The sequence below is a fragment of the Nocardiopsis sp. TNDT3 genome (genome assembly GCF_003427465.1).
Classification (GTDB): Bacteria; Actinomycetota; Actinomycetes; order Streptosporangiales; family Streptosporangiaceae; genus Nocardiopsis; species Nocardiopsis dassonvillei.
Genome location: NZ_QPFC01001026.1, coordinates 1 through 3,805 on the forward strand (window position 1 = coordinate 1; position 3,805 = coordinate 3,805).

Consider the following 3,805-nt stretch of genomic DNA (forward strand, 5'->3'; position numbering starts at 1 on the left):
GTGCGGGGCGCTCCTCGGCCGGGGACGCGGCGGCCCTGCCGTGCCTGGCCGTCTCGGACCCGGCGTGCCTGGCCGTCCGGGACTCACCCGACCCGGCCGACCCGCCCGACCCGGCCTCGCGCGCCCCCGCGAGCATGTTGGCGGTGATCCACTCGTAGACCACGATCCAGGCGGAGCTCATGGAGGAGGACCAGGTCGGCGAGACCTCGCTGACCGCGCGCACCAGGGCACGGCCCACGTAGGGGTAGTGCTCGGGCTTGATGTCCATGTCCCGCTTGTGCTGGGCGCCCAGCCGCCTCAGGTACCCGGCGACCTCCTCGGGCTCGTCGAGGTAGCGGACGACCTCCAGCAGGGCGAAGGCCATGCGCTCCTTCTGCGTCTGCATGTTCGCGGGGAACATGTCGCGGACGGCGGGCGCCATCTCGAACAGGTTCTGGTAGAAGCGGTCGGCCAGACGGGTGGAGCCGGGCGGTAACGCGGAGCACGACTGCCGGACCGCCTCGATGACGGCGGGGGCGGGGAGCGGTACCTCTTCGATGGAGCGGGGAGACAAGGAAGCCTCCAATCAGGTCGCGGAAAGGGCTGTGCCACGGGGGTGCACGTACCACCGTGGTGACGGAGCGTAGTCATGCCGGGGGTGCGGACACGCGTTCCCCACTGGTTCGCCGACCGAGGGGACACGTGCGGGCTCCACGCGCGCGGAGCCGGACGACCGGACGCGCGCGGGAGGGCCTCAGCTCACCGCTGGCCCGGCGGAGTCCCGGGGAACGGATGGGCCGCCCCGGCGGCCGGTTCCGCCCTTCGGGTACTCCCAGCCTCCGGCGCTCCTGACGGGGCCGTGTGCGCGGGCTGGGGCGAAGGGGACGGACGTAGCGCTCCTTCGGCAGTAGCGGGGGTGTCGGGAACCCTCATCGCTGCCTCGTCTTCTTCCGGATTCAGTACACATCCAAGGTTCGGATAGCGCTGAATGCCACGTGAGGGGTGAGCGACGACCGTTTCAACGTTCGCTACCCCCTTTACTGTGCCTGTTGTGGCAATGTAACAGAAATGTCGACGTTTGAGGATATTACCCTCTGGTAGCGCATGAGGCCACAGTGCTACCTGAGTTATCAGCGACAACTTTCGTCCTTCGTGTGACAGACGGCCTCCGTGCACCGTCCGGAGGGAGCGCGTCAACCGATCGGTTGACGCCGCGATCCACCGATCCCGTGGCGGGGCGGGCGATCCGCGGCGCACCCGCCGCGGGCGATGCTCGGGACATGCCGATCATCGACGTCAGGAACCTGCACAAGCGCTACGGGGAGAAGGTCGTCGTCGACGACGTGTCCTTCTCCGTCGAGGAGGGTGAGATCTTCGGGATCCTCGGCTCCAACGGGGCCGGGAAGACCACCACGGTCGAGTGCGTCGCGGGGATGCGCCCCACCGACGCGGGGTCGATCACCGTGCTCGGCCAAGACCCGAGGCGGAAGCGGGACGGGGTCCGCCAGCGCCTCGGCATCCAGCTCCAGGAGGCGCGGCTGCCCGACCGGATCAGGGTCGGGGAGGCCCTCGACCTCTACGCCTCCTTCTACCGCTCCCCGGCCGACACCGGTCAGCTCATGGAGAGGCTGGGCATCGCCGACAAGCGCGACACCCAGTACCGCAGGCTGTCCGGGGGACAGAAGCAGAGGGTGTCCATCGCCCTGGCCCTCGTGGGCCGACCCGCGGTGACCATCCTCGACGAGCTGACCACGGGACTGGACCCCCAGGCGCGCAGGGACACCTGGGACCTCATCGAGGACGTGCGCGAATCCGGGGTCACGGTCGTGCTCGTCACCCACTTCATGGACGAGGCCGAGCGGCTCTGCGACCGGCTCGCGCTGATCGACTCGGGCCGCGTCGCCGCCCTGGACACCCCGGACGGGCTCGTCACGCGGGCCAGCCCGGAGCAGCGGGTGACCTTCCGCGCGCCCCCCGGGTTCGACGAGCAGCTGCTCACCGCGCGGCCCGAGGTGGTCTCCGCGCACCGCAGGGGACGCCAGGTCCGGGTGGCCGGGCGGGACGACCTGCTCCACGCCGTGACCTCCGTCCTGGCCCGCGAGCACGTCGTCGCCGAGGACCTGCGCGTGGAGCGCTCCAGCCTGGACGACGCGTTCGTCGTCCTGACCGGAAGGGCCCTCGAATCATGAGCACCGACACCAGGAGGAGAGCCACCGTGTCCACCCTGCTGCGCGTCACCGCGACCGAGGCCCGGCTGCTGACGCGCGAGCCCGTGGCGGTCAGCGTCGGCATCCTGCTGCCCACCGCGCTCCTGCTCGGGCTCGGCGCCCTGCCGACGCTGCGGGAGCCCTCCCCGGAGTTCGGCGGCCTGCGCTTCGTCGACACCTGGGCTCCCATGGCCCTGATCCTCGGCATGGGGATCCTGTGCGTCCAGCACCTGCCGACCACCCTGGCCGCCTACCGGGAGCGGGGCGTCCTGCGCCGGATGTCGACCACGCCGATGCACCCCGGAACGCTCCTGAGCGCGCAGATCATCGTGGTCTCCGCCGCGGCGGCCGTCTCCGCCGCGCTCCTGGTGCTGTCCTCCTGGCTGGTCCTGGACGTCGAGCCGCCGAGCCGGCCGCTGCTGTTCACCGCCGCGTTCGCCGTCGGGACCGCCTCGCTCATCGCGCTGGGGGTCCTCATCGCCGCCGTGGCGCCCAGCGCGGGCGCGGCCAACGGCCTGTCGATGACGCTGTACATGCTCCTGCTGCTCCTGGGCGGGGTCTTCCTGCCGCAGAACGCCCTGCCCGACCTCCTGGTGCGCGCGGGGGAGTTCGCGCCGCCCGGCGCCCGGCTCCTGCTGGAGAGCTGGTCGGGCGGAGCCGGGGACGCGGGGCTGCCGCAACTCGCCCAACTGGCGATAATGGCGGGGATCGCCGTGGCGGCCGCGGCGCTGGCGGCCCGACTGTTCCGATGGGAGTGAGCGGCGGATGAGCCGACGGAGCACCGGGGCGGACGCCGTGCGGGACTGGGACCGGTGGTGGGACGGGTTCCTCGCCGCCGCCCCCTGGGCCCTGCTGCTGCCCTCGGCGGCGCTGGTCCTGTCCCGGCCCGTGGCGGACTGGACCGAGCACGCGGTCACCGTCGGCCTGACCGCGCTCACCGCCGCCTGGGTGCTCCTCGGGTACACGCCGCCGTGGCGGGACGGCCGACCGCTGCCCGCCGGGATCCACTTCGCGGTGCTCCTCGCGCTGGCCTCGGCGCTGATGGCGCATGACACCCTGTTCATGATGTTCACGGTCTCGCTGTTCTTCCGCGCGATGGCGCTGCCCCGGCGGCTGACCCTCGTCGGGATCGCGGCCACCGCGGTCGCGCTGTACACGAACACGATGGGATTCCCCGGAACGGACACGGAGCGGCCGTTCCTGGAGCACCTGTTCGTCTACGTCGGCGTGATCACCATCCAGACCGTGGCCGTCGGCGGAGGGCTCGTGATCGCGTCCAAGGCGGCCGAACAGCACCGGGAGCGCCGGGTGACGGTGGCCAGGCTGGAGGCGGCCCTGGAGGAGAACGCCGGGCTGCACGCGCAGCTCCTCACCCAGGCCTGGGAGGCCGGGGTGTTGGACGAGCGCCAGCGGATGGCACGGGAGATCCACGACACCCTGGCCCAGGGGCTCGCCGGGATCGTGACGCAGATCCAGGCGGCGCAGCGGGTGTGGGAGGACCCCGGGGCGGCGCGTCCGCACGCGGACCGCGCGCTCGGCCTGGCGCGGGAGAGCCTGGCCGAGGCCCGGCGCTCCGTGCAGGCCCTGCGCCCCGGGCAGCTGGCGGAGAGCCAGCTGCC

The 3,805-nt window shown here is 72.2% G+C and carries 4 protein-coding genes; 3 read left to right on the forward strand and 1 reads right to left on the reverse strand.

Features of this window, described 5'->3' with window-relative positions:
- Positions 1 to 553, reverse strand: a 553-nt coding sequence (locus DQW06_RS23255) for a globin domain-containing protein (RefSeq protein ID WP_117199312.1), incomplete at its 3' end; no start/stop codon positions are given.
- A 706-nt stretch (positions 554 to 1,259) separates the two neighbouring features.
- Between DQW06_RS23255 and DQW06_RS23260 the strand changes: the two genes are divergently transcribed.
- The 3 genes from DQW06_RS23260 to DQW06_RS23270 all read left to right on the forward strand — a co-directional run.
- Positions 1,260 to 2,168, forward strand: a complete 909-nt coding sequence (locus tag DQW06_RS23260) for an ABC transporter ATP-binding protein (RefSeq protein ID WP_117199313.1) — start codon at positions 1,260 to 1,262, stop codon at positions 2,166 to 2,168.
- Positions 2,165 to 2,944, forward strand: coding sequence for an ABC transporter permease (locus DQW06_RS23265; protein WP_041553377.1), 780 nt, complete (start codon positions 2,165 to 2,167; stop codon positions 2,942 to 2,944). The genes DQW06_RS23260 and DQW06_RS23265 overlap by 4 nt, the downstream gene beginning before the upstream one ends.
- 7 nt (positions 2,945 to 2,951) lie before the next feature.
- Positions 2,952 to 3,805: sensor histidine kinase (locus tag DQW06_RS23270; RefSeq protein WP_117199314.1), on the forward strand; the 854-nt coding region annotated here is incomplete at its 3' end.

Coding starts and splice junctions, on each gene's coding strand:
- DQW06_RS23260 (WP_117199313.1), top strand. CDS start 1,260: ATGCCGATCATCGACGTCAGGAACCTGCACAAGCGCTACGGGGAGAAG.
- DQW06_RS23265 (WP_041553377.1), top strand. CDS start 2,165: ATGAGCACCGACACCAGGAGGAGAGCCACCGTGTCCACCCTGCTGCGC.